The organism is Nonomuraea salmonea, from assembly GCF_042428605.1.
Classification (GTDB): Bacteria; Actinomycetota; Actinomycetes; order Streptosporangiales; family Streptosporangiaceae; genus Nonomuraea; species Nonomuraea salmonea.
This window is the reverse complement of the sequence record NZ_JBHMCF010000040.1, coordinates 261674-284486: the sequence shown is the minus strand read 5'-3', so window position 1 is coordinate 284486 and position 22813 is coordinate 261674. Positions and strand designations below refer to the sequence as shown.

The window sequence follows — 22813 nt, the reverse complement described above, 5'->3', positions numbered from 1 at the left end:
GGTCGCAGCATGCTCAACAGGACCGCGCTGGAAGCCCTCACGCGACGGCCGCTGCCGTTCCTGGCCTCCGCCTGGCCGTGGCGCGGCGCCGCGTACCTGCTGGCCAGCGTGGTGCCCGGGCTCGCGGCGGGGGCCACGGTGGGGGCGACCACGCTCAGCGCCGGCGTGACGCCCTACCTGGCCTTCGTGGCCGGGCCGGCCGCGCTGGCGCTGTGCGTCCTGCCCATCGCCGCCTTCGAACGCCTCCGCCTGCGCCTGGTCGATCGGGTCGAGGTGCCCAAACCGCCCGACCGGCGGAAACGGGAGGTGGGGCTCGCGGTCATGACCGTGCTGGCGCTGTGGTGGATCGACCTCGTCATGCTCGCCTTCACCCTCGGCGGGCCCGTGCTGGTCATCCTCACACCGGTCGTGCAGTCCGACGTCAACGCCGTGGCGGGCACGGCGGGGTCCGTGATGGGGGTGCTGCTGCTGCCGGTGGCCGCGTACACGATCACGGCCTGGAGCGGGGCGCGGGGCGCGATGGTGCGTGCGGTGCTGGCGCCGCAGGACTCCGAGCTGAGCGAGGTGCTGCGGTCGCGGGCCCGGCTGGTGGACGCGTTCGAGATGGAACGCCGCAGGATCGAGCGTGACCTGCACGACGGCGCCCAGCAGCGGCTGGTGGCCCTCTCCATGACGCTGGGCGTGGCCAAGCTGGACCTCGCGGCCGACTCCGAGCTCGGCCGGCTCATCGCGCAGGCCCACGACGAGGCCAAGCGGGCGCTCGCCGAGCTGCGCGAGCTGATCAGGGGCGTGCACTCCCAGGTGCTCACCGACCGGGGGCTCGCGGCGGCGGTGCACGACGTGGCGGGCCGCTCGCCGGTGCCCGTCGCGGTGGACCTCGACCTGCCAGGACGCCTGCCCGCCCCGGTCGAGGTGACCGCCTACTACGTGGTCAGCGAGGCGCTGGCCAACCTCGCCAGGCACAGCGGCGCCACCCGCGGCGCGGTCACCGGCCGGGTGGAGCGCGGCACGCTGGTCGTCGAGGTGTGCGACGACGGCGCGGGCGGCGCCGACCCGGCCAAGGGCACGGGGCTGACCGGCCTGGCCGACCGGCTGGCCGTGGTGGACGGCAGACTGTCGCTGTCGAGCCCGCCGGGCGGCCCGACGCTCGTCCGGACGGAGATCCCGTGCTGATCATCGAGGAGGACCTGTGCGCGTGGTGATCGCCGAGGACGCCGTGCTGCTGCGCGAGGGCATCGCCGGGCTGCTCGACCGGTTCGGCCACACCGTGGCGGCCGCGGTCGGCGACGCGCCCGCCCTGGTCGAGGCCGTGGCCGAGCATCGTCCCGACGCCGTGGTGACCGACGTGCGGATGCCGCCGGGCTTCTCCGACGAGGGCCTGCGGGCGGCCCTGGAGCTGCGCGGCCGCTTCCCCGAGCTGACGGTGCTGGTGCTCAGCCAGTACGTCGAGCAGACGTACGCGGCCGAGCTGCTGGAGTCGGGCGGCGGCGCCGGCATCGGCTACCTGCTCAAGGACCGCATCGGCGACGTACGCGAGTTCGTGGACGCCCTCGACAGGGTGGCCGCCGGCGGCACGGTCGTGGACCCCGAGGTGGTGCGCCAGCTGCTGCGCCGGCGGCGCGACCCGCTGTCCCGGCTCACCCCGCGCGAGCTGGAGGTGCTCGGCCTGATCGCCGAGGGCCGCGCGAACGCCTCGATCGCCGTCGAGCTGCACGTCACGGAGGCGGCCGTGGCCAAGCACATCGCGAACATCTTCGCCAAGCTCGACCTGCCGCCCGCCTCCGACGGGCATCGGCGGGTGCTGGCGGTGCTGGCGTACCTGCGGGGCTGATCGTTCCCCTGGAGGCCCATGTCGTGACTAAGTAGGGTTTGGTGCCATGAACGAGCAGTGGCAGGAGATCGGCGACCGGGTCTACGTACGACGCCACCGGTCGTACGACCTGAACACGGGGCTGATCGTCGGCGACGGGCACTGCCTGGTGCTCGACACCCGCGGCTCCCACCGCGAGGGCGCCGACCTGGCCGAAGCCGTCCGGCGCGTCACCCCCTACCCCTGGACGATCGTCAACACCCACTCCCACTTCGACCACTTCTTCGGCAACGCGATGTTCGGCCCCGCCGCCGAGATCTGGGGCCACACCCGGTGCGCCGAGGAGATCGAGCTCTACGGCGAGCGGCAGCGCGAGGGCATGATCAGGAGCAGGCCCGAGCAGCGCGAGGAGTGGGAAGAGGTCACGATCGTGCCGCCCGACCACACGTTCAGCAGCGCCGCCAGCCTCGACATCGGCGGTCGCATCGTGCACCTGCGGCACTTCGGGCTCGGTCACAGCAGCAACGACATCGTGGCGCAGGTGCCCGACGCCGGCGTGCTGTTCGCCGGTGACCTGGTGGAGGAGGGGGCGCCGCCGGCGTTCAGCGACTCCTACCCGCTCGACTGGCCGGTCACGCTGGCCGCGATGCTGGCCGAGATGCCCGAGCCGGTGATCGTGCCGGGCCACGGCGCCGTCGTGGACCGGGCGTACGCGCAGGCGCAGCAGGAGGAGCTGGCGCTGGTCGCCGAGCTGGCCGAGAAGGCCCACGTGGAGGGGCTGCGCGACTCGATCAGGCTCTTCCCCTACCCCGAGGAGATCTCCCGTCAGGCGGTCGAGCGGGCGTTCATGCAGCTCGACGCCTTCTCAGACGCCTGACCAGCCTTCTGATCAGCGGGGAAGCGCGCCACGAAGCCCGCGTCGTCGTAGACGAGCGTGCCGCCGTGCAGGTGCGCGATGTCCCTGGCGATGGGCAGGCCCAGCCCCGCGCCGCCCGCGTCCCTGGCCCGCGCCGCGTCCAGCCGGGTGAACCGGCCGAACACCGCCTCCCGCTGATCCTCCGGGATGCCGGGCCCGTCGTCGCTCACGACCAGCACCGCGTCACCGTCCTCGGCGGCCACCCGCACCCGTACGGTCGCGCTCGCGTGCCGTACGGCGTTGTCCACCAAGTTCGTCACCAGGCGATCGAGGTGCCCGCTCGACCCCGGCAACACCACGTCAGGCGCGACGTCCAGCTCCACCCGCACGTCGGGCCGCCGCCTGGCCCGCAGCGCCGCCTCGGCCGCCACCTGACCCAGGTCGATCTCGCCGCTGCGCAGCGGCTCGCCCGCGTCCAGCCTGGCCAGCATGAGCAGGTCGGCGGCCAGCGACTGGAGGCGTTCGACGTCGGCCAGCGCCTCGGCGGTCAGCTCGCTCGGCTCGGCCAGCTCCAGCCGGGCCCGCAGGGTCGCGATCGGGCTGCGCAGCTCGTGCGCGGCGTCGGCCACGAACCGCTTGTGCTGCTCCACGGCCGTCTCCAGCCGGTCGAGCGTGCCGTTCACGGTGGTCGCCAGCGCCGCGATCTCGTCCTTCGAACGCGGCACCGGCACCCGCCTGTGCAGGTCGCGGGCCGTGATGTCGGCCACCTTCGCCCTGATCGCGGCCACCGGGCCGAGCGCGCGGCCCACCGACAGCCAGGTCACCCCGGCCACCACGGCCAGCAGGGCAGGCACACCGGGCAGCAGCGCGCCGTAGACCGTGCGCAGCGCCTGCTCGACGCCCTCCAGCGAGACCCGCGACAGCAGCGTGGCGGGGCCGTCGGCGGTGGCCACCTCGACGGCGGCGACGGCGTACTCGCTCGGCCTGGCCCACTCCGTGGCCGCCGTCCGCCGGGTCAGCAGCATGTCGGGGTCGGCCACCCGCAGCGCCACACCCTCCTGCGGGGCGCTCGCCGGGGCGTCCGCGCGCACGCTCGTCCTGATCGGCTCGATGGGCGTGAACTCCAGCGTCTCCGCGTACGGGGCCGCCGCCGTCGCCTTCCTCGCCGCCTCCGCGTCGGCGCTGCTCACCAGCGTGCCGCGCAGCGACACCACCAGCACCAGGGCCGCCGCGCCCAGGGCGACCGCCACGACGAGCGTGGCCGCCGCCGTCGCCCGTACCCGCACCGAGGAAAATCCAGGCGAGATCCGCCGCCACAGCCTCATGCCGCCTCCAGCCGGTATCCGGCGCCGCGCACGGTCATCAACGTCGTCTTCCCGAACGGCAGGTCGATCTTTCGGCGCAGCGCGCTGATGTAGACCTCCACGATGTTCGGGTCGCCGTCGTAGCTGAAGTCCCACGCCTGGGCCAGCAGCTCGCTCTTGGAGACCACCTCGCCGGCCCGCCGGGCGAGCGCGTGCAGCACGGCGAACTCCTTGGGCGTCAGCGCGATCTCCGCCTCGCCCCTGCGGCAGCGCAGCCCGGCCGGGTCGATGACGAGGTCGCCGACGGTGAGGGAGACCGGCCGCTCCCGCCCGCCCCGCCGCACCAGCGCGCGCAGCCGGGCCAGGAGCACCACGTACGAGAAGGGCTTGGCCAGGTAGTCGTCGGCCCCGTTGTCCAGCGCCTCGGCCTCGTCGTAGACGCCGTCCTTGGCGGTGAGCATCATGATCGGCGTCCAGTCGCCGGCCTCGCGCAGCCGGGAGCACACGGCGTAGCCGTTCATCCTGGGCAGCATCACGTCGAGGACGATCACGTCGTACGCGTTCTCGGTGGCCAGCCACAGCCCGTCGCGCCCGTCGTGGGCGACGTCGACCGCGAAGCCCTCGCCGGACAGCCCGCCCTTGATCAGGTCGGCCAGCCGCTCCTCGTCCTCCACCAATAAGACTCGCACGCCACCCAGCCTGCCTCAGCGCACCTAAAGCGAAGCTGAAGATCGTTTCGGCTGCCTTCAGGATCACTTCAGGTGCGCGGGGCCAGTCTCGGAGCCGTCCGACCGATTCCGATCAAGGAGATTCCATGTTCAAGCGACGTCTCGCGGTGCTGGGCGCGGCGGCCGTGCTGGCCGTCACCGGCCTGGGCGGCTCCGCGCTGGCCGACGGCGCCGACCCGGCCGACGCGGTCCGCTCGTCCGCGCCAGGCGTGAAGGTGACCTGCACGACCGCGGACGGCAAGGTCGTCGAGCTGGCCAGGGCGATGCCGGCCAGTGAGATCGGCAGCCACGAGGCTGCGGAGGCGCCGCCGTTCGGGCGGACCGAGGCGCTCAAGGAAGGGGTCCCCGCCGAGGTCGCCGATACGGTGGAGTTCCTGCCCGTACGGGTCGCGGCGCTCGCGGAAGGCTCCGCGGAGGCCCCCGCCGGGACTCCGGCCGAGGCCATCACGATCACCTGTAAGCGCGCCGACCGTTGACGCGCTCCCCGGCCTGAAGAAGGCCGGGGATTCAGCCCGTGCCGCGTGTGCGGCACCTCTGTGGCTTCCTGTTTCACCGGGTCCTGCCCTCCGCTAGGCGGCGGGTCCTACGGTCCCTCCGCAGGCGTTCAGCCTCTCCGCCCGTCCGGCGGCGAGGATGTTCTCGGCGGCGTTGACGTCCCGGTCGTGAACCGCCCCGCACGGGCAGGCCCACGACCGGACGTTCAGCGGCATCGACCCGGCGACCCCTCGCATGCCGAGCAGAGTTTCGAGCTGGGGAACCAGCGGTCGATCTTCACCAGGGTCCGGCCGTACCGGGCGGCCTTGTACTCCAGCATGGTCACGAACGCCGACCATCCGGCGTCGTGCACGGACTTGGCCAGCCGGGTGCGGGCCAGGCCCTTCACCGGCAGGTCCTCCACCATCACCGCTTTCCGGCTCACCCGGTGAACGACGGGTGCGGCCCCAGCGCCCAATACTCGAACAGGCCGTGGCCCACCAGCCCGTCGTACTCGAAGCGCCCGACGGCGTCGACCATCCCCCACATCTTGGGGGCGTCGTCGGGCAGCCGGTACGTCACCCCCTGCACGACCGGCCCTGGCCCCTGGTACATGCCGTGCCGCCAGTCCTGCTCCAGCCCGTAACCGGTGCCGACCATGAGGTGCACCGGCAGCAGCGGCGTGCAGCGCACGTCGAACGGCTTGCCCCCGGGCGGCGCGAACGTGATCACGGCCTCGACGACGTCGCGGGTGCCGGGGGCGTAGACCGGGCGGTACTCCGGCCTGCCGAGGTATTCCTCCTCGCGGCCGTCGGACCACACGCGTACGGCCTCCTCCAGCACCCGGCGGCCCCGCTCGTCCTCCTGCACGATGCAGAGCACGGCGTGGTCGTCGAACTGCATCGGCGCGTAGAGCCAGTAGAACGTCCCGGGTCCGGTGGCCTGGATGCCGGGCGGTTCCGGCTCGCCGACGGGCCTGACGCCCCAGCTGCGGTCCCTGGTGCCCGTCCAGCGGTCGGGGGTGACCTCGATCTCCCGCTCGCCGACCGTGATGCTTCCCGTCCACCGGCCGGTCTGCGCCATGCGCATCGAGTCGAAGACCACCCGCTCCTGGCGGCGCAGGAAGTGGCGGGGTTCGAGGGTGGCCGGGATCGTCCCCTCCCAGTGCAGGTCGAAGGAGAGGCCGTGCTCGTTCGGCTCCAGCACCACCCTGAGCCGCTTGAGCCCCTCGACGACCTCCACCCGGAAGGGGCCGATCCGCGTGTCCATCCGGTCGGCGCCCAGCTCGCGCGAGGCCCGCACGACGCGGTGCAGGTCCTGGGTGCGGACGCAGGCGAAGGCGTCGGTGACGCCGAGGTTGGGGTACTGGCCGAGGCCGACGATCAGCATGAGCTCGTCGGAGGCGGCGTGGCAGTTGAAGTAGTAGCGGTCGTAGAAGTTGCGGTCGCCGGTGGTCACGTGCCGCATGACCTGGGCCGCCTGGTGGACGGGGTGGTCGTCGAGGGGTGACAGCGTCATGCCGGGGTTGTAACAAGCGCTTGGTCGTACGTCAACCAGCCCCCCGCACGCGAAGCGCGCCCCCGTCACGTGACGGAGGCGCGCTTCTCAGGACGGGCGAACTCACGACATCTTGTGCTCGTCCGACTTGCTGGACACCTTGGCCGCCATCTGGTCAGCGGACTCCGCAGTCCTGTCCGCCTTCTCATTGACCCAACGTGAGGCATCGGAGGCGGAGTCCTTCATGTGCTCGGTCCACTGCTGTGCGTTGCGGCGGTAGAACATGTAGCCGATCGTCCCCACCGCGAGGCCGGTCAGCAGCACGAGCGTCGGCCAGCGCCGCGATCGTGTCGGTTTGGGATCGATTCGCCGGGCTGCCGCGGTCAGCATCGAGCTGACCTTGGGAGCGACCTGCTCCTCGAACCCGTGCGCCGCGGACTCCAGCCGCGGCGCCGCCCAGTAGCGGGCGTCTTCGATACGTTGCGCCGCGACCACCTTGGCCTGGTCGGCCATGGGTGCGAGACGCTGGCCGGTCTGAGCGGCCCGGGTCTTCACTTGACCCATCCACGTGGCGGGCACTTCTATGACCACGCGGCGTTTCTTCAGTGTCAGGGACACGACAACCTCCCCTGTCGTTGGGGCCCCGAGCCTGACCTTCCCTGGACAAGGCGGCTCAATCATGGCCGTCCGTGGGAGGATGGCTCGGTAGGCCGAAAGGCCATAGTCCTCAAAACACCACAATTCCAACCCTGTGCATAGAGGGGGGCAGCTGTCTCGTGGCTGAGAAGCTGATCGCTAACCTGCAGACCAATCACGGCAATATCAAGGTGGAACTCTTCCCCACCAAGGCGCCGAAAACCGTACGCAACTTCGTGGAACTGGCCGAAGGCGCCCGTCCCTGGACCCACCCGGGCACCGGCGAGAAGAGCACCGCGCGCTACTACGACGGCACCATCTTCCACCGGGTGATCTCCGGCTTCATGATCCAGGGCGGCGACCCGCTCGGCCAGGGCATCGGCGGCCCCGGCTACGAGTTCGACGACGAGATCCACCCCGAGCTGCGCTTCGACCGCCCCTACCTGCTGGCCATGGCCAACGCCGGCATCCGCATGGGCAAGGGCACCAACGGCTCGCAGTTCTTCATCACGGTCGGGCCGACCCCGCACCTCAACGGCAAGCACACCATCTTCGGTGAGGTCGTCGAGGGCCAGGAGGTCGTCGACGCGATCTCCAAGACCCGCACCGACGGCCGCGACCGCCCGGTCGAGGACGTCGTCGTGCAGTCGGTCACCATCGACCGCGTCCAGGCCTGACGCGATCCGCCCGTCCCCAGCCTCCGGGCGGGGAAGGCAGCTTGCGAGCCTGCGCAGCCGGAGTGCCGTTCCCACGGTCGCTCCGGCCGCGCAGGGCAGCGGGACGTGCCGATCCGCGACGGGCGCGTCGCCCCCGCAGGACGGCAGGTTCGCGGGCTCACGCGGCATACCCCCGCAAGCCTTAGGCTTCGGTCATGACCAGCCAGCCGCCGAGCCAGCCCCCACAGCCCGAGCAGCCCGCTGAGGCCGTGCCCACGTGCTACCGGCACCCCGACAGGGAGACGTGGGTGCGCTGTCAGCGTTGTGAGCGCCCCATCTGCCCCGACTGCATGCGCGACGCCGCGGTCGGCTTCCAGTGCCCCGAGTGCGTCGCCGAGGGCAACAAGGCCATCCGCCAGGCCAAGTCCACGTTCGGCGGCGGCCTGGTGCGCACCCCGATCGTCACCTACGCCATCCTGGGGCTCATCGTCCTGGTCTTCGGCGCCCAGCTGCTCGTGGGCGACGTCGTCACCGCCGCGCTGGCGATGTGGCCCCCCGGCGTCGCCGTGCTCGGCGAGTACTACCGCCTGATCACCGCGGCGTTCCTGCACCAGGACTTCATCCACATCCTGTTCAACGGCTGGGCGATCTGGGTCATCGGCCCCTACCTGGAGCGCGCCTTCGGCCACGCCCGCTTCATCGCCCTCTTCCTGCTCAGCGCCCTGGGCGGCTCGGTGCTCGGCTTCTGGGTCGACCCGCTCAACACCTTCACGCTGGGCGCGTCGGGCGCGGTGTTCGGCATGTTCGGCGCGGTCTTCGTGGTCGGCCGCCGGCTCAACCTCGACGTACGCGGCATCGCCGTGATCATCGCGCTCAACCTGGCCATCACGTTCGTGCTGCCGGCGTTCTCAGGCCTGCGCATCAGCTGGACCGGTCACGTCGGCGGCCTCGTCACCGGCACGCTCCTGGCCCTGGCGCTGGCCTACGCGCCGAAGGCCAACAGGACGCTGGTGCAGTGGCTGGCGATCGCTGGAGCGCTGGTGCTCCTCGTGGCGCTCGTGCTGGTACGCGTCCCAGCGATAGCAAGCATGGTCGGCTGAGCTTCCCCAGGCTGTGGAAAAGACTGTGGAAAGAACTAACGCCAGCGGGTGGAAAGAACCACACCGAAGATGATGAAAACAAACCCGATCAGCAGGTTCCAGTTCTGGAGGTCGCTGAAGAAGGGAGCCTGCGGAGCGACGTAGTAGACGGCGATCCACAGGATTCCGATGATCCACGCGGCGACCATCGTGGGAGCCAGCCAGCGGGGGCTGACCTTGACCTGCTGTGACCTCTGCGGCGGGGTGTAGACCGCCTTCTTGCGAGCCTTCGACTTGGGCACTGGGTAACTCCTGCTGAGGGCCTGGGCTTCCGGATCATCCGCAGGCTCTTCGGTAAGGGTAATTGAAGTGAGGCCCAGGATAGTCGCCACGCGCGTCGCATGGCGATCCCCGGGCCCCGCATCGTCGCCGAATACCCTGATCGCATGCGGGCCGTGTTCCGGGCCCTCGGGGAGACCAGCATCACCGCGGGCCTGATCCTCATGCTGTTCTGCGCCTACCTGCTCTGGGGCACCGGCGCGTACACGCAGCGGCAGCAGCTGCTGCTCCAGCGCGAGCTGGCGGCCGAGAAGAGCCGCACGGCCCCGCCGGAGCCGAAGGCCGGGCAGGCGTTCGCGCTGCTGCGCATCCCGCGGCTGGGCCGCGACTACCGGTACGCGATCGTCGAGGGCGTCGGCGCCGACCAGCTCAAGAAGGGCCCAGGCCACTACCCCGACAGCGCCATGCCGGGCGAGGTGGGCAACTTCGTGCTCTCGGGCCACCGCACCACGTACGCGGCCCCGTTCAACGAGATCGACGAGCTCGAACGCGACGACGAGATCATCGTGGAGACCCGCGAGGCCCGCCACACCTACCGCGTCACCTCCCAGGACGTCGTGCGGCCCGACGAGGTCGAGGTGCTGGCCCCGGTGCCCGGCAAGCCCGACATCCGGCCCATCCGCGCCTTCATCACGCTGTCCACCTGCCACCCCGAGTACTCCGCCGCCGAACGGCTCATCGTCTACGGCGTCCTGAAGCACAGCGAACCGCGCGAGGAGTGACATGTACGCCTGGCTCTGGCGCAAGCTGCCCGGCCGCCCGCCCGCCCGGCTGCTGACGGCCGCCGTGCTGGTGCTCGCCGCGGTGGCCCTACTCTGGTACGTCGTGTTCCCGCTGATGGAGCCGGCGGTGACACTCGATGAGGTGACGGTGAGGAAATGAGCCGTGTGCTGGTCGTGGACAACCACGACAGCTTCGTGCACACCATCGTGCAATACCTGCGCGAGCTGGGCGCCGAGTGCGACGTCCGGCCCCGCGACGACGTCCGGGTGCACGACGCCGACGGCTTCGACGGCGTGGTCGTCAGCCCGGGCCCCGGCACGCCCGAGGCGGCCGGTGTGAGCGTCCCGCTGGTCCGCCACGCGGCGGAGACCGGCCGGCCGCTGCTCGGCGTCTGCCTCGGCCACCAGGCCATCGCGGTCGCCTTCGGCGCCACCGTGACGCGCGCTCCCGAGCTGTTCCACGGCAGGACCAGCGACATCAGCCACGACGGCAGGGGCGTGTTCGAGAGCCTGCCGTCGCCCGTGCGCATGACCCGCTACCACTCGCTGGCCGTGCTGCCCGAGACCGTGCCCGCCGTGCTCGACGTGACGGCCCGCACCGCCGACGGGGTCGTCATGGGGCTGCGGCACCGCGAGCTGCCCATCGAGGGCATCCAGTTCCACCCGGAATCGGTGCTGTCCGAGCACGGTCATCGGTTGCTGGGGAATTGGCTGCAAAAAATGGTGTAACAAACGTCTCGCGTAGAGCGACGTACCAGTGAGCGTCCCCGCCGTTGCCCCCGAGCGGCGGGGGCGTTCTCATGTCCGGCCCCGCTCGCCGCGGGGCCTTCTCATGCGCGCGGCCTCTCACGGACCTCAGCAGCCCGGCAGCGCGAAAGCCGCCCCTCCGCGCAGGAGAGGCGGCTTTCAGCGTGTCTCAGCGGTTGCGCCAGCCGTCACCGTGCAGACCGCCACCGAGGCCCTCGTCGCCGATCGGGTTGTCCGTCGGCGGCTCCTCCTCGTCCGTCGGGAAGTCGTCGGTCGGCTGGTCGTCCGTCGGGAAGTCGTCCGTCGGCTGGTCGTCCGTCGGCGGCGGCGCGGTGTCCTGGGGACCGGTGGACACCGTGATCGTGATCGTGGTGCCCGGCAGCAGCTTGGTGCCCTCGCCCGGGTTCTGCTGCACGACGGTGCCCTCGGGCTCCTGCGCCGGCTGCTGGGAGACCTTGACCTTGAAGCCCGCGCCCTTCAGCTGAGCCGTGGCGTCCTGCTGGGTGAGCCCGATGACGCTGGGCACCTCGCGCTGCTCCTTCGGCACGAAGAGGGTGACGGAGCCGCCCTTCTCCAGCTCGGCCCCGGGCTTGGGGTCGGTGGCGATGACAGTGCCCTGCGCCTTGCTGGAGTTGCGGGTCTTGATCACGCCGCGCAGGCCCACCTCTTCGAGGACCTTCTGGGCGTCCTCGGAGCTCATGCCGACCAGGCCGTCGGGCACCTTGATCTTCTCGGGCCCCTTGGACACGATCAGCTTGACCGTCGAGCCCTTCTCGACCGTGGTGTCGGCGGGCGGATCGGTCTCGATGACCGCGCCCTTCTCCACGTCGGAGCTGGCCTTCTGCACGAGCTCCGGCACCAGCCCGAGCTTTTTCAGCTCCGCTTCCGCGTAGGAGCGCTCCTGCGACACCAGCGACGGGATCTTCACCGACGTCTCGGCAGGGGTGTCCTTTCCGCTGAAGACGACGTAGCCCACCGTGATGAACGCGCCGATGATGAGCAGCGGGATGACGATCCACAGGGCGGTCTTGACGGCGTTGTTGCCGCCGCCACCCGACGCCCTCCGCCGGCCGCCCCGGCCGCCGCCCTCGTCGTAGTCGTAGTCGGGGATCGCGTTGGTGCGCTGCGTGGCCGGGCCGCCGGCCGCGTGCGTGGCGGTCATCATGCGGGTGCCCTGGCCCATGGTGCCGGTCATCGCCATCGTCTGGGCGTCGGTCGGCATGCCGGACATGGCCCGCTGGATGTCGGCCCGCATCTCGCCCGCGCTCTGGTAGCGCTGGGCCGGGTCCTTCGCCATGGCCTTGAGCACGATGGCGTCGGCCCACGCCGGGATCTCGCGGTCGATCTGCGACGGCGGGATGGGCTCCTCGCGCACGTGCTGGTAGGCGATCGCGACGGGGGAGTCGCCGGTGAACGGCGGCTGGCCGGTCAGCAGCTCGTACAGCACGCAGCCGGTGGAGTAGATGTCGCTGCGCGCGTCGACCCGCTCGCCGCGGGCCTGCTCGGGCGACAGGTATTGGGCGGTGCCTATCACCTGCGCGGTCTGCGTCATGGTGGCCGCGGAGTCGGCCATCGCGCGGGCGATGCCGAAGTCCATCACCTTGACGTCGCCGGCGCGGGTGATCATCACGTTGGCCGGCTTGATGTCGCGGTGGACGATGCCGCCGCGGTGGCTGTAGTCGAGCGCCCGCAGGATGCCGTCGACCAGCTCGACCGCGCGCTCGGGCAGCAGCCGCCTGTCCTGGCGCAGCAGGTCGCGCAGCGTCCGCCCGTCGACGTATTCCATCACGATGTACGGCACGGGGGTGCCGTCGGTGACGTCTTCGCCGGTGTCGTAGACCGCGACCACGGCCGGGTGGTTCAGTGAGGCCGCCGACTGCGCCTCACGGCGGAACCGGGCCTGGAAGGTGTGGTCTCGCGCCAGGTCGGACCGGAGGGTCTTGATCGCGACTATGCGGTCCAGCCGGATGTCTCGGGCGCGATACACCTCGGCCATGCCGCCGCGCCCGACGACACCGTCGAGCTCGTAGCGACCTCCGAGTAGCCGAGGCTGAGTCATTTCCTGCACTGTCCCTTACCGTTCATCTTGGGTACCGGCCGGCTCGCGGGGCCGCCGGTGTCCATCATCGACCCCATGGCGCATCACGTCTCCTCTTTGGGCGGGTTTGTCTCACCCGGATCCGGCGTGGCGGTGGGTGTCGGTGTCGTCGGTGTCGTGGTGGGCGTTGGGGTCGGGGTGGGGGTTGGCGTCCGGGTGGTGGTCGGGGGCGGTTTCGTCGGCGTCGGCTTCTTGGTGGGAGTAGCCGACGTGCTTACCGTAGCCGACCGTGAGGGTATCGGCCTCGGTGTCCTCACCGTAACAACCGGCGGTCGCCGCGTGCTCTTCGTCTTCGACGGGCGGGGCTTCTGCCGGGTCGGCGTGGCCTTCACGGTAGGCGATTGTGTCGGTTCGGCCACCTCGGGAGTCGCCTGCGGCCGCTGCGGATCGGCGAACGTGATGGCCGTCAGCCCCACCGCCGCCACGCAGCCCGCCGCGGCCACCAGCGCGAGCGTCCGCGCGCCCCTGCGCCGCTTCTTCCGCGGGCCCTCCTGGAGCGTGGCCGGGTCGAGGTTGTCGGTGGCCAGCTCGTCCTCGGGGGCCGGCTCGCGGACGCGGAAGCCCCCCGGGTCGGTCAGCATGCTGAGCTCGGCGGCGCCGTGCACCGCCCCCGCCAGCGACTCGCGCAGCACGTACGCCCGATCGGCCACCTCGATCGCCGACCCGGGCCGCTGCGCGGGCTCCTTGGCCAGCAGCCCCATGACCAGCTCGCGCACCGCGGCCGGCACGTCGGCGCCGAGCGGCGGCGGCTGCTCGTTGAGGTGCAGCAGCGCGATCGCCACCTGGCTGTCGGCACGGAACGGCGTGCGCCCCGCCAGGCACTCGTACGCCACCACGCCCAGCGAGTAGAGGTCCGTCGAGGGCGTCAGCGGGAAACCCTGCGCCTGCTCGGGACTGACGTACTGGGCGGTGCCCAGCACCGTGCCGGTCTGCGTCACCGGCGCCGCCTCCAGGGCACGCGCGATGCCGAAGTCGGTCACCTTGATCGACCCCTCGGGGGTGACCAGCAGGTTGCCCGGCTTGACGTCGCGGTGGATGATCCCGGCGGAGTGGGCCGCGTGCAGCGCCTTGGCGGTCTGGTGCACCACGTCGAGGGTCACCTCGGGCCCTAGCGCGCCGTTGCGCGCCAGGATGGCCGACAGCGGCTCGCCGTGCACCAGCTCCATGACGAGGTAGGCGAGGTCGCTCTGCTCGCCGTAGTCGAAGATCTGCGCGACGCCGGGGTCGGCCAGCGCCGCGGTGAGCCGCGCCTCGTTCCTGAACCGCTCGCGGAACGTGGGGTCGGCGTAGATGTGGCTGCGCAGGATCTTCACCGCCACCTCGCGCCCGAGCAGCTCGTCGCGGGCACGCCAGACCTCTCCCATACCGCCCGTGGCGATGCGGGAGACCAGGAGGTAGCGGTTACGGAGCCGCATGACCCAGCAGGTTACCGTCGCTCACTTGTTCAGCACCGCCTCCAGCACGGCCTTGGCGATGGGCGCGGCGGTGTGACCGCCGGTCGCCTCCGCCCCGACGTTGGCGGCGCCCGACTCGACGATGACCGCGAGCGCCACCTTCGGGTTCTCCGCCGGCGCGAAGCTGATGAACCACGCGTGCGGCGGCTGCCCGTCGGAGGTCTCCGCGGTGCCCGTCTTGCCCGCTACTTGGACGCCCGGCACCTGCGCCAGGTTGGCGGTGCCGTTGGAGACGACGCTCACCATCATGTCGCGCAGCTTGGCCGCCGTCCCGGAGCTGACCGCCGTGCTGAGCTCTTCGGGGTCGGCCTCGTCGATGGTGTCGCCCTTGGAGTCGGTGACCTTGTTGACGAGGTACGGCTTCATCACCGTGCCGTCATTGGCGATGCCCGCCGCGATCATGGCCATCTGCAGCGGCGTCATCCGGTTGCTGCGCTGCCCGATCGAGGCCATCGCCACGGCCGCCTGGTCCTCCTTGGGCCCGAAGTCGCTCTGGGCGACCGGCATCGGCACGGCGACCTGCTGCCCCATGCCGAACTTCTCGGTCTGCTCCTTCATCTTGTCGTAGCCCAGCTCCATGCCCATCGAGCCGAACGGCGTGTTGCAGGATCTTTCCAGCGCGTAGACCAGCGTGACCTGGCCGCTGCCGCACGCCGCGCCGCCGTAGTTGGGCAGGCTGATGTTCGTGTTGGGCAGCGGCAGCCGCTGTGGCGCCTCGACCGTGGTCTCGGGGCCGCGCGAGTCGTCGTCCTCAAGGTAGGCCGCCGCCGTCACGACCTTGAACGTCGAGCCGGGCGGGTAGGTCTGGGCGATGGTCCTGTTGAGCAGCGGCTGGCTCTTGTCCTTGGCCAGCTCGTCGTAGCGCTTGAACACCTTGGCCTTGTCGGTGCCCGACAGCTCGGTGGGGTCGTACGTGGGCAGCGAGACCATGGCGAGGATGCCGCCGGTCTTCGGGTCGAGCGCCACCAAGGCGCCGCGCTTGCCGCTCTGCCGCAGGGCGTCGTAGGCCGCCTTCTGGGCCTTGGGGTCGATCGTCAGCTCGACGTTGGCGCCCTTGGTCGGCTCGCCGGTGAACAGGTCGATGCTGCGCCGCAGCAGCAGGTCGGCGCTGGAGCCGTCGAGGAGCTTGTTGTGGGTCGACTCGATGGCGTCGGCGCTCTCGGGGGAGAAGAAGCCCGTGACGTGCGCGTAGAGCTTCGCGTCCGGATATTTCCGGATGAAGCGGAACCTGTTGTCGCCGGTGTCCACGGACTGCGCGATCACCTTGCCGCCCGCCGTGATGCGGCCGCGCTCGATCGCGTACCGGTCGAAGAAGTTGCGGGTGTTGCGCGCGTCGGATTGGTACTCCTCGGCCTTGACGGCCTGGAGCCAGTTCACGTTGATCATCAGGAGCGCGAACATGGCCAGCGCGGCCACCGCCACTCGCTTCAAGGTGCCGTTCATCGCTGGAACACCTGCGTCAGTCCCTCGTTCTGGATCGCCTGGGGTGGGGGGCGTCTGGCGGCATCTGACGTTCGTACCAGGAGAGCGATAAGAATCCAGTTAGCCAGCAGCGCCGAGCCGCCCTGCGACATGAACGGCGTGACCAGGCCGGTCAGCGGGATGAGGTTGGTCACGCCTCCCACGATGATGAACACCTGCCAGGCGAGGATGAACGACAGGCCGCCCGCGAGCAGCTTCGAGTAGGGGTCGCGGGCCGCGAGCGCGGTGCGCAGGCCGCGCTCGACGATCAGCGCGTAGATCATCAGGATCGCCATCAGCCCGGTCAGGCCGAGCTCCTCGCCGGTGGCGTTGAAGATGAAGTCGGAGAAGGCCAGCGGGATCAGCTCGGGGTGGCCCTGGCCGAGCCCCGTGCCGAGGATGCGGCCCGCGCCCAGCCCGAACAGGCCCTGCATGATCTGGTAGCTGCCGCCGAAGGGCCGGTCGTAGTACTCCTGGGAGCCCGGGTCGAGCCACACGTCGAAGCGGTCGCCGACGTGGGAGAAGATCTGGCCGGCGATGAACGCGCCGCCGACGAACAGCAGGATGCCGATCAGCACCCACGACGTACGCTGCGTGGCGATGTAGAGCATCACCACGAACCCGCCGAACAGCAGCAGCGACGAGCCCAGGTCCTTCTGCAGCACCAGCACGCCGATGGCGACGGCCCACGTGATCAGCACCGGGCCGAGGTCACGGGCCCGCGGCAGGTCGATGAAGAGCAGCCGCCGCCCGGCCAGCGCCAGCACGTCACGCTTGGCGACCAGGTAGCCGGCGAAGAAGATGACCAGCGCGATCTTCGCGAACTCGGCCGGCTGGATGGTGGCCGCGCCGAACCCGATCCAGATGCGGGCGCCGTTGCGCTCCTGGCCCAGCCCGGGGGTCAGCGGCGAGATCAGCAGGACCACGCCGATCAGCCCCGCCGTGTACGTCAGCCGCTGCAGCGTGCGATGGTCGCGCAGCACCACCAGCGTCACGGCGAACAGCACGACCCCGACGCCGGTCATGATGATCTGGCTGGTCGCGGAGGCGCCGTCCATCGGGGCGTTCTCCAGCCGGTAGATCATCACCAGGCCGATGCCGTTGACCACGGTGACCAGCGGCAGGATCAGCGGGTCAGCCCAGGGGGCGAACTTCGCGAGCACCAGATAGGCGGCCAGCATCAGGCCGCCCAGGCTGAGCCCGTAGGTCAGCATCCCGGCCGGGATCTGCCCGTCCATGGCCAGACCCACGTTGGCGTAGGCGGCCATGACGATCACCACCGCGAGCGCGAGCATGACCAGCTGCGCCACGCGCCGCTTGGCCGGCATCGGGACGGGGGTGATGTCGACTTCGCTCATCTACTGCTGTCTCGTCTTGGACTTGGTGGCGGAGGCGGTGGCGCTGGGAGAGGCGCTCGCCTCCGTCTCGGGTTCCTTCTCTTCCGCGGCCTTGTCCTGCTCGTCGAACGACAGGCTGTTGATCTTCGTCATGCCCTCGGCCACGTTCGGGACGGGGATGCCGCTCCTGACCAGCGCCTGATCGGCCTCCGACAGCTGGGACAGCTGGCGGCCAGTGGGCTTGGAGACATGGAAGAGCTGGAAGGGACCCACCTCTTTCTTGACCCCCTGGAACACGACCACCTCGCCGCCCCTTGCACCGACGAAGAACTGGTCCTGAGTCCACTGGTAACCGAAGTAGCCGCCGACGAAGACGCCGACGGCTCCGACACCGAGCACGGTGACCAGCACGGGCCACATCCGGCGACGCTTCCTCGAACGCCGGGACGAGGTCCCGGCGACCGGCTCAGCGAAATCGTCGTCGGAGAGCACCGGCTGGGGTGCGGTCACCGCGCCTGCTCGCCCCGGCGGGACGTCCTGCGGGCTCCCGTCGAGCACGGCCATGCCCGCCGCGCCGACGATGGCGGCCTCCGCGGGCGGCTGCTGCCCGTCGGAGATCTCCAGCACGTCGGCCAGCACGCACGTGATGTTGTCGGGCCCGCCACCCCGGTTCGCCAGATCGATGAGCTGGCGGACGACCTCTTCAGGATCGTCGATGTTGGTGAGCGTGGCATGCAGCGTCTCCGCGCTGACCACGCCCGACAGGCCGTCGGAACACAGCAGGTAGCGGTCGCCCACCTGCGCCTCGCGCAGCGTGAGATCGGGATCGACCTCGCCGCTGCCGTCGAGCGCGCGCAGCAGGATCGACCGCTGTGGGTGGGTGGCCGCCTCTTCCGGCGTGATGCGCCCGTCGTCCACCAGCTGTTGCACCAGCGTGTGGTCGTGGGTGATCTGGTAGAGCTCACCACGTCTCAGGAGATAGGCGCGCGAGTCGCCCACGTGCACCAGGGCGACCTGGGTGCCGTTCCAGAGCATGGCGGTGAGCGTCGTGCCCATGCCTTTGAGGCTGGGATCCCGCCCCACCATTTCGTGCAGCTTGCGGTTGGCGTCGCGTACCGCTGCCTCGATGGCGTTGAGCAGGTCACCCCCCTGTTGGGCCTCTTCCAGAGAGGCCATGGCGGCGATGGCGACAGAACTCGCCACCTCGCCGTGTGCATGCCCGCCCATGCCGTCGGCGACGGCGAGCAGGCGGCCGCTAGCGTACGCCGAGTCCTCGTTTCCTTCGCGGAGGAGGCCGACGTCCGAGCGGGCGGCGTAGCGGAGTGCGATGGTCATTTGCGCAATTCAATGACTGTCTTGCCGACGCGGATCGGAACACCGAGCGGCACCGGGGTCGGGCGGGTGACTTTTGAACGGTCGAGGTACGTGCCGTTGGTGGACCCAAGATCTTCCACGATCCATTGACCGTCCTGAGGAAAGAGCCGGGCGTGCCGGCTGGAAGCGTAGTCGTCGGTGACCACCAGCGTGGCGTCATTGGCCCGGCCAATGGTGATGGGCTGCTCCGTGAGGTTGATGGTGGTGCCCTGGAGAGGCCCACCCGTGACGATGAGCTGGCGTGGCTCGCCCTTCTTGCTCTTGGGCTTGGCCACGGGTTTGGCGGGCTTCATGGCCTTACGGCCACCCGCCGGCGCGGTGCGTGAACCGAACAAGTCAGTCCGGATCACGCCGACTGCGGCAATGACGAAGAACCACAGCACCGCCAGGAAGGCGAGCCGGATCAGCAGCAGCGTGAGCTCGGACATGGACCGTCTGTCTACCCCTAATCGCGCCGGAACACCAGAGTCGTACGCCCCAGGGTCACTCGCGTGCCGTTCTGGAGCTCGATCCTGCGCACCGGCTGGCCATTGACAAAAGTGCCGTTCGTCGAACCCAGATCGACGAGAACCACATTCTGGCCCTCGACACGCAGCTCCGCGTGATGTCGCGAAACTCCGGGGTCGACGAGACGAAGATCGCAGTCGGTGCCCCTGCCTAGCAAGGTCACCGGAGTGGTGAGCTCGTAGGAGCGGTCGCCCTGCGGATCGTCCTGAGTGCTGACGAGCAGCCGCGGCCGCCCGCCGAAAGCGTGAGGTCTCGACGGAGGCAGGTCGCTCGCCGGCTGGCGAATCTCGTCCTGCTCCACCGTCGCGCCGCGGATGACCCCCGAACGGATGCGGAACAAGCCCACAGCCAGATCGCCGGCGGTCTCGAAGCGAACCCGGACCGGTCCCACAAAGGAGTAGCCCTGTTCCTTGGCGTACTCCCTGGCGAGGTTGGCCAGCTCGTGGCTGATGCTGTCGGCGTAGACCTCGAGCCGTTCGGCGTCGGTCGTGGACAGCTCGACCACGAAGTCGTTGGGCACGAGCGTGCGACCTTGAGCGACGATCGCCGCACGCTCATCCATCTCCCGCTGAACCGCGCTGGCGACCTCGACCGGCTGAAGGTCAGATTTGAACGCCCGCGCAAAGGCTCCCTCAACCAGGCCTTCGAGCCTTCGCTCGAAGCGCTGAAGGACTCCCACCGGGTACCTCCCTTCCTCCGTGCATATGATCGCGGCTCCGTAGACGCATCGGCGCCCGGTCTCCGCTCGTTCCACGTGACGGTGTCACAGGCGCTCGTCGGCAGCCGCGCCCAGCTCCTCCGCTCCCGTGTCTTATGCGATCGTATCCGGGTTCAGTACCAGTGGCTGTTCCGTGCTAATGTTCTTTCCGCACCCACAAGGGCGGGTGGCGGAACGGCAGACGCGCACGGTTCAGGTCCGTGTGTCCGCAAGGACGTGAGGGTTCAAATCCCTCCTCGCCCACTCGTGTGACTGGGGGATCCTTGGTCGCAAGCCTTTCAGGTTTGCTCCCTCGGGTCCCCCTCGTCATGTCTGCCCGGGGGTAACCCCAGGACCCCCAGCGTCTTTCGCTGGCGCTCCTGGGGGCTGTCGCCCCCAGACCCCCAGTCCTGTCGCTGGCGCTCCTGGGGCTCTCGCCCCAGACCCCAGGACTTTCTGGTGGTCCTTTGTGCTCAGGCTTTCCCTCGAGTGCTTCGGTCCCAAGGTCGGCTGTCCCTGGTGCTTCTTTCCCTCGGTGGGTCTGTGTTTGCTCACCCTGTCTAAGGGGTGCTGTTTGCGCAAGGGGATCTGGGGTTTCTTTTCGGGTTGAGGGTAGGGCCCGGTGGTTGCAGGGTACTTTCATCCCCTCCCGGGCCCTTTGTGTTCTACGTCACACTTGCTGTTCTGGTGTCCAGAAGTTCGCCTACCAGGTCGGTGAGGCTCACCATTCCGATGATTTTTTGGTCTTGGTTCGTAACCAAGGCCAAATGGGATCGTTGTTCCTGTAGGGCGGTGACGGCTTCGGGGACCTGGGTCGTGCAGGGTAGCTCTGGGAGCTTGCGTAGCAGGTCGCTTGCTTTGCTTGCTGGTTTCAGTAGGGCGTCTCTCACGTGTAGCGCGCCTTCTACGCCGTTCGGGCCTTCCACCAGGAGCCTGAGGTGGGCGCTTCCCGCTGCTGTCTTCTTGATCTCTGCTGCTGTGGCGTCCTTTGTGACCTTTACCGCCCTGTCCAGGGGGACCATCAGGGGTTCTATGCCCTCGTCGCCCAGGCGTAGGGCTCTGGTCAGGAGGTCGTGTTCCTCTCTGTCCAGGAGGCCCATGCGGCCTGATTCGCCTACCAGCATGGCCAGCTGACGGGGGGTTCTCGTCGTTGCCAGCTCGTCTCTCGGCTGGACGCCGAAGAGGTGGAGGATGGCGTTCGTCAGGGCGTTCAACGTTGCCAGCAGCGGGCGCATGACCGTCGTGAAGGCTCTGAACGGGAGGGTGAGGATCAGGGCCGCTCGTTCCGGGTGGGTCAGTGCCCAGCTCTTCGGGGCCATCTCCCCTACGACCATGTGCAGGAACGTCACCAGGGCCAGGGCGAAGGTCAGGGCTATCGGGAGGCGCATCGCCTCCGGGATGCCCACTGCTGCGAAGACTGGTTCCAAATAGTGTTCTATCGCCGGCTCCGTCACCTGGCCCAGGCCCAGCGTGCAGAGGGTGATGCCCAACTGGGCGCCGGCGAGCATCAGGGAGAGTTTTCTGCTGCCGCCTGCTGCTGAGCGGGCGGCCATTCTGACCAGGCGGTTGCCTGTCGCGCCTATCTCCTCCAGGCGGTGGCGTCTGGACGAGACGAAGGCGAACTCTGCTGCCACGAACAACGCGTTGAAGGCGAGGAGCGCCAGGCTCAGGGCGATCATGCTCATCTGGTCGTCGCCTCCGCGTGTTTGGACGGGGTCAGGCGGACCCACTCCGGGACCCTGCGGTGGAGGGACATGACCGTCAGCTCTGCCAGGGCTTCTTCCTGGTCGTCCGCGAAGGGGTCGGTGTCCTGGGTCATGGGGACGGTGACCTTGTCGCCCTGGTTCGGCATTCTGCCGAGCCTTGCGAGGACCAGGCCGGCCAGTGTGTCGTAGTCGTCGCTCTCCGGGAGCGCCAGACCCGTTGCTCGTTCCACCTCGTCAAGGCGTAGGTGGCCGGGAACCTCCCAGACTCCTCCCGGGCGTTCGACTGCTCCTTGGGGCTCCGGGTCGTTCTCGTCCACCAGTTCGCCCACCAGTTCCTCTGCCAGGTCCTCGATGGTTATCACTCCTGCCAGGCCGCCGTACTCGTCTATGACGCAGGCGATGTCGTCCCTGGCCGCGCGCATGCGGTCGAGGACCGCCGGCAGGGGCACCGAGTCCGGCACCAGGAGTGCCGGGCGGGTGATGGCGGCTATGGTGCCGATCTCCACGCCCGTCGTCAGCAGCTCGCGTACGCCCGTCACGCCGGCCACGTCGCCCTCCTCCGTCACCACCGGGTAGCGGGAGTGGCCGCAGTCCTGCATGACGGCCAGCAGGTCGGAGATGGGTTGCGAGGAGCGGAGCACCACCACCCGGGGGCGGGGGACCATGATCTCCTCGGCCGTGCGGTCGCCGAACTCCAGAGCCCGCTCCAGGAGGTCGGAGAGCCGGGCGGGCAGCTCGCCCGCCTGGGTCGACTCCGCGATGATGCGGGACAGCTCTTCAGGCGTCGCGCCGTGCTCCACCTCCTCCACGGGCTCGATGCCGACCCGCCTGAGCAGGCCGGTGGCGGCCGAGTCGAAGAGCTTGACCACCGGGCCGACGATCACGAGGTACGCCAGCGTCGAGCGGGCCAGGAACTTGGCCACCTGCTCGGGCCTCGCGATGCCGAGGTTCTTGGGGGCCAGCTCGCCGAAGACCATCTGCACGACGGTGGCCACGAACACGCCGGCGGCCACGGAGACCCCGGTGATCATGGCGTCGGGCAGGCCCAGGTCGGTCAGCCAGGGGCGTACGAGGGCGGCGATCGCCGGCTCGGCCAGGAAGCCCACCAGCAGGGCCGTCACCGTGATGCCGAGCTGCGCGCCCGAGAGCATGAAGGACAGGCGGGAGGTGACCTGGAGTGCCTTTTCGGCGGAGGTGTCGCCGGCGGCGGCCTGCTCACGCAGGAGGCTGCGGTCGGCGGCGACGAAGGCGAATTCCTGGGCGACGAAGTAGCCGGTCGCCGCGGTCAGGAGCAGGAGGGCCAGCAGCCCGAGATAGGCGCTCACCGTAGT

23 protein-coding genes, 1 tRNA gene and 1 pseudogene are annotated in these 22813 nt (G+C 69.8%); 10 read left to right on the top strand and 15 right to left on the bottom strand.

Annotated features, from left to right (window positions below; translation table 11 throughout):
• Nucleotides 1–9 precede the first annotated feature (9 nt).
• Genes ACFFR3_RS36385 through ACFFR3_RS36375 form a run of 3 tightly spaced genes read left to right on the top strand, consistent with a single transcriptional unit; the run spans nt 10 to nt 2687 of the window.
• Nucleotides 10–1173, top strand: a complete 1164-nt coding sequence (locus ACFFR3_RS36385; protein WP_379484609.1) for a sensor histidine kinase — start codon at nt 10–12, stop codon at nt 1171–1173.
• 16 nt (nt 1174–1189) lie between these two features.
• Nucleotides 1190–1831, top strand: coding sequence for a response regulator (locus tag ACFFR3_RS36380; protein WP_345393392.1), 642 nt, complete (start codon nt 1190–1192; stop codon nt 1829–1831).
• Nucleotides 1832–1877: 46 nt separating this feature from the next.
• Nucleotides 1878–2687 (top strand): MBL fold metallo-hydrolase, encoded by an 810-nt coding sequence (locus ACFFR3_RS36375; RefSeq protein WP_345393395.1) that lies wholly within the window; start codon nt 1878–1880, stop codon nt 2685–2687.
• Here ACFFR3_RS36375 and ACFFR3_RS36370 read toward each other — a convergent pair.
• A complete protein-coding gene (locus ACFFR3_RS36370) occupies nt 2636–3991 on the bottom strand; it encodes a sensor histidine kinase (protein ID WP_345393398.1) in 1356 nt (451 codons plus the stop codon). The two genes, ACFFR3_RS36375 and ACFFR3_RS36370, sit on opposite strands and share 52 nt — an antisense overlap.
• Entirely contained in the window at nt 3988–4659 is a 672-nt protein-coding gene (locus ACFFR3_RS36365) for a response regulator transcription factor (RefSeq protein WP_345393401.1), read from the bottom strand. Before ACFFR3_RS36365 ends, ACFFR3_RS36370 begins: the two co-directional genes overlap by 4 nt.
• A 125-nt stretch (nt 4660–4784) precedes the next feature.
• On the opposite strand from ACFFR3_RS36365, the gene ACFFR3_RS36360 reads away from it, so the two are divergent.
• Nucleotides 4785–5174: a hypothetical protein gene (locus tag ACFFR3_RS36360; protein WP_345393404.1), complete on the top strand. Its 390-nt coding sequence runs from the start codon at nt 4785–4787 to the stop codon at nt 5172–5174.
• A 93-nt stretch (nt 5175–5267) separates the two neighbouring features.
• On the opposite strand, the pseudogene ACFFR3_RS36355 reads toward ACFFR3_RS36360, so the two are convergent.
• The 3 genes and pseudogenes from ACFFR3_RS36355 to ACFFR3_RS36345 form a co-directional block, all read right to left on the bottom strand.
• Nucleotides 5268–5608 (bottom strand): annotated as a pseudogene (locus ACFFR3_RS36355) (RNA-guided endonuclease InsQ/TnpB family protein); the annotation flags it as partial.
• Nucleotides 5609–5613: 5 nt separating this feature from the next.
• Complete coding sequence (locus tag ACFFR3_RS36350) at nt 5614–6690, bottom strand: Rv3169 family protein (protein ID WP_364368540.1); 1077 nt, start codon at nt 6688–6690, stop codon at nt 5614–5616.
• A gap of 102 nt (nt 6691–6792) precedes the next feature.
• Nucleotides 6793–7287: a YtxH domain-containing protein gene (locus ACFFR3_RS36345; protein WP_345393413.1), complete on the bottom strand. Its 495-nt coding sequence runs from the start codon at nt 7285–7287 to the stop codon at nt 6793–6795.
• A 158-nt stretch (nt 7288–7445) separates the two neighbouring features.
• Between ACFFR3_RS36345 and ACFFR3_RS36340 the strand changes: the two genes are divergently transcribed.
• Both ACFFR3_RS36340 and ACFFR3_RS36335 read left to right on the top strand, forming a co-directional pair.
• Nucleotides 7446–7982: a peptidylprolyl isomerase gene (locus ACFFR3_RS36340; protein ID WP_345393416.1), complete on the top strand. Its 537-nt coding sequence runs from the start codon at nt 7446–7448 to the stop codon at nt 7980–7982.
• Between the two features lie 194 nt (nt 7983–8176).
• Nucleotides 8177–9061 carry a rhomboid family intramembrane serine protease gene (locus tag ACFFR3_RS36335; protein WP_364368536.1) on the top strand — a complete coding sequence of 295 codons (885 nt, stop codon included), beginning with the start codon at nt 8177–8179 and terminating at the stop codon, nt 9059–9061.
• A gap of 35 nt (nt 9062–9096) precedes the next feature.
• Here ACFFR3_RS36335 and ACFFR3_RS36330 read toward each other — a convergent pair whose 3' ends face one another.
• On the bottom strand, nt 9097–9342 hold the full coding sequence (locus tag ACFFR3_RS36330) for a cell division protein CrgA (RefSeq protein WP_364368533.1): 246 nt from the start codon (nt 9340–9342) through the stop codon (nt 9097–9099).
• A gap of 144 nt (nt 9343–9486) precedes the next feature.
• Between ACFFR3_RS36330 and ACFFR3_RS36325 the strand changes: the two genes are divergently transcribed.
• The 3 genes from ACFFR3_RS36325 to ACFFR3_RS36315 are packed head-to-tail and all read left to right on the top strand — an operon-like array spanning nt 9487 to nt 10830.
• Complete coding sequence (locus tag ACFFR3_RS36325; RefSeq protein WP_345393422.1) at nt 9487–10101, top strand: class E sortase; 615 nt, start codon at nt 9487–9489, stop codon at nt 10099–10101.
• A gap of 1 nt (nt 10102) precedes the next feature.
• Nucleotides 10103–10261 (top strand): hypothetical protein, encoded by a 159-nt coding sequence (locus ACFFR3_RS36320; protein WP_345393424.1) that lies wholly within the window; start codon nt 10103–10105, stop codon nt 10259–10261.
• Nucleotides 10258–10830: an anthranilate synthase component II gene (locus tag ACFFR3_RS36315; protein ID WP_379484608.1), complete on the top strand. Its 573-nt coding sequence runs from the start codon at nt 10258–10260 to the stop codon at nt 10828–10830. Before ACFFR3_RS36320 ends, ACFFR3_RS36315 begins: the two co-directional genes overlap by 4 nt.
• A gap of 187 nt (nt 10831–11017) precedes the next feature.
• On the opposite strand, the gene pknB is transcribed toward ACFFR3_RS36315, so the two are convergent.
• The 7 genes from pknB to ACFFR3_RS36280 all read right to left on the bottom strand — a co-directional run bounded on the left by pknB (nt 11018) and on the right by ACFFR3_RS36280 (nt 19758).
• Nucleotides 11018–12907, bottom strand: a complete 1890-nt coding sequence (pknB, locus tag ACFFR3_RS36310) for a Stk1 family PASTA domain-containing Ser/Thr kinase (RefSeq protein WP_364368524.1) — start codon at nt 12905–12907, stop codon at nt 11018–11020.
• A gap of 83 nt (nt 12908–12990) precedes the next feature.
• Nucleotides 12991–14361: a serine/threonine-protein kinase gene (locus ACFFR3_RS36305; RefSeq protein WP_364368521.1), complete on the bottom strand. Its 1371-nt coding sequence runs from the start codon at nt 14359–14361 to the stop codon at nt 12991–12993.
• A gap of 21 nt (nt 14362–14382) precedes the next feature.
• Complete coding sequence (locus ACFFR3_RS36300) at nt 14383–15843, bottom strand: peptidoglycan D,D-transpeptidase FtsI family protein (protein WP_364368518.1); 1461 nt, start codon at nt 15841–15843, stop codon at nt 14383–14385.
• Nucleotides 15840–17219: an FtsW/RodA/SpoVE family cell cycle protein gene (locus ACFFR3_RS36295; RefSeq protein ID WP_364368515.1), complete on the bottom strand. Its 1380-nt coding sequence runs from the start codon at nt 17217–17219 to the stop codon at nt 15840–15842. Before ACFFR3_RS36295 ends, ACFFR3_RS36300 begins: the two co-directional genes overlap by 4 nt.
• On the bottom strand, nt 17220–18533 hold the full coding sequence (locus tag ACFFR3_RS36290; protein WP_364368512.1) for a Stp1/IreP family PP2C-type Ser/Thr phosphatase: 1314 nt from the start codon (nt 18531–18533) through the stop codon (nt 17220–17222). It abuts the gene before it with no gap.
• Nucleotides 18530–19000 carry an FHA domain-containing protein FhaB/FipA gene (locus ACFFR3_RS36285; RefSeq protein WP_345393437.1) on the bottom strand — a complete coding sequence of 157 codons (471 nt, stop codon included), beginning with the start codon at nt 18998–19000 and terminating at the stop codon, nt 18530–18532. Before ACFFR3_RS36285 ends, ACFFR3_RS36290 begins: the two co-directional genes overlap by 4 nt.
• 17 nt (nt 19001–19017) lie before the next feature.
• A complete protein-coding gene (locus ACFFR3_RS36280; RefSeq protein ID WP_345393439.1) occupies nt 19018–19758 on the bottom strand; it encodes an FHA domain-containing protein in 741 nt (246 codons plus the stop codon).
• Nucleotides 19759–19957: 199 nt separating this feature from the next.
• On the opposite strand from ACFFR3_RS36280, the gene ACFFR3_RS36275 reads away from it, so the two are divergent.
• A tRNA-Leu gene (locus ACFFR3_RS36275) sits at nt 19958–20040 on the top strand.
• Between the two features lie 401 nt (nt 20041–20441).
• Here ACFFR3_RS36275 and ACFFR3_RS36270 read toward each other — a convergent pair.
• The gene (locus ACFFR3_RS36270) at nt 20442–21461 is read right to left on the bottom strand and encodes a hemolysin family protein (RefSeq protein WP_364368509.1); all 1020 of its coding nucleotides are present in this window, start codon (nt 21459–21461) and stop codon (nt 20442–20444) included.
• A complete protein-coding gene (locus tag ACFFR3_RS36265) occupies nt 21458–22807 on the bottom strand; it encodes a hemolysin family protein (RefSeq protein ID WP_345393445.1) in 1350 nt (449 codons plus the stop codon). Before ACFFR3_RS36265 ends, ACFFR3_RS36270 begins: the two co-directional genes overlap by 4 nt.
• Between the last annotated feature and the right edge of the window lie 6 nt (nt 22808–22813).

What these genes read in the sequence shown, in the direction of transcription:
- ACFFR3_RS36320 (WP_345393424.1), top strand. Translation starts at nt 10,103, where the DNA reads ATGTACGCCTGGCTCTGGCGCAAGCTGCCCGGCCGCCCGCCCGCCCGG.
- ACFFR3_RS36335 (WP_364368536.1), top strand. Translation starts at nt 8,177, where the DNA reads ATGACCAGCCAGCCGCCGAGCCAGCCCCCACAGCCCGAGCAGCCCGCT.
- ACFFR3_RS36315 (WP_379484608.1), top strand. Translation starts at nt 10,258, where the DNA reads ATGAGCCGTGTGCTGGTCGTGGACAACCACGACAGCTTCGTGCACACC.
- ACFFR3_RS36375 (WP_345393395.1), top strand. Translation starts at nt 1,878, where the DNA reads ATGAACGAGCAGTGGCAGGAGATCGGCGACCGGGTCTACGTACGACGC.
- ACFFR3_RS36270 (WP_364368509.1), bottom strand. Translation starts at nt 21,461, where the DNA reads ATGAGCATGATCGCCCTGAGCCTGGCGCTCCTCGCCTTCAACGCGTTG.
- ACFFR3_RS36305 (WP_364368521.1), bottom strand. Translation starts at nt 14,361, where the DNA reads ATGCGGCTCCGTAACCGCTACCTCCTGGTCTCCCGCATCGCCACGGGC.
- ACFFR3_RS36290 (WP_364368512.1), bottom strand. Translation starts at nt 18,533, where the DNA reads ATGACCATCGCACTCCGCTACGCCGCCCGCTCGGACGTCGGCCTCCTC.
- ACFFR3_RS36385 (WP_379484609.1), top strand. Translation starts at nt 10, where the DNA reads ATGCTCAACAGGACCGCGCTGGAAGCCCTCACGCGACGGCCGCTGCCG.
- ACFFR3_RS36295 (WP_364368515.1), bottom strand. Translation starts at nt 17,219, where the DNA reads ATGAGCGAAGTCGACATCACCCCCGTCCCGATGCCGGCCAAGCGGCGC.
- pknB (WP_364368524.1), bottom strand. Translation starts at nt 12,907, where the DNA reads ATGACTCAGCCTCGGCTACTCGGAGGTCGCTACGAGCTCGACGGTGTC.
- ACFFR3_RS36350 (WP_364368540.1), bottom strand. Translation starts at nt 6,690, where the DNA reads ATGACGCTGTCACCCCTCGACGACCACCCCGTCCACCAGGCGGCCCAG.
- ACFFR3_RS36360 (WP_345393404.1), top strand. Translation starts at nt 4,785, where the DNA reads ATGTTCAAGCGACGTCTCGCGGTGCTGGGCGCGGCGGCCGTGCTGGCC.
- ACFFR3_RS36325 (WP_345393422.1), top strand. Translation starts at nt 9,487, where the DNA reads ATGCGGGCCGTGTTCCGGGCCCTCGGGGAGACCAGCATCACCGCGGGC.
- ACFFR3_RS36285 (WP_345393437.1), bottom strand. Translation starts at nt 19,000, where the DNA reads ATGTCCGAGCTCACGCTGCTGCTGATCCGGCTCGCCTTCCTGGCGGTG.
- ACFFR3_RS36370 (WP_345393398.1), bottom strand. Translation starts at nt 3,991, where the DNA reads ATGAGGCTGTGGCGGCGGATCTCGCCTGGATTTTCCTCGGTGCGGGTA.
- ACFFR3_RS36300 (WP_364368518.1), bottom strand. Translation starts at nt 15,843, where the DNA reads ATGAACGGCACCTTGAAGCGAGTGGCGGTGGCCGCGCTGGCCATGTTC.